The sequence below is a fragment of the Rheinheimera hassiensis genome, from assembly GCF_022436675.1.
Taxonomy (GTDB): Bacteria; Pseudomonadota; Gammaproteobacteria; order Enterobacterales; family Alteromonadaceae; genus Alishewanella; species Alishewanella hassiensis.
This window is the reverse complement of sequence record NZ_JAKUJZ010000059.1, coordinates 1-254: the sequence shown is the minus strand read 5'-3', so window position 1 is coordinate 254 and position 254 is coordinate 1. Positions and strand designations below refer to the sequence as shown.

Below are 254 nucleotides of genomic sequence, written 5' to 3'. Positions count from 1 at the left end.
ATAAGCGAGGTTAATCCTGATGCTGGTATTAAATTTAATGGATTTGATTCTGCAAAGTCTGGTTGGTGGCTCTCTAAGCGTGAGTTTTCAACTCCCGAGGAATATGAGGTTGTCGATTCAGTTCCTTATCAGCAAGGCGAATATGACTTCTCCGTGCTAGATAACCAACGTTTCTTTAAAGCTAGAACTATCAAGTACGAATTTTTAATCATTGATGATGACCCACAATATCGACAAGGCTCTTATGATCAAGG

At 39.4% G+C, this 254-nt stretch carries 1 protein-coding gene; it reads left to right on the top strand.

All coding sequences use genetic code 11. The features are described 5' to 3' along the window. The coding region (locus MJX74_RS21635; protein ID WP_240225085.1) for a hypothetical protein at positions 1-254 on the top strand (254 nt) is incomplete at both ends.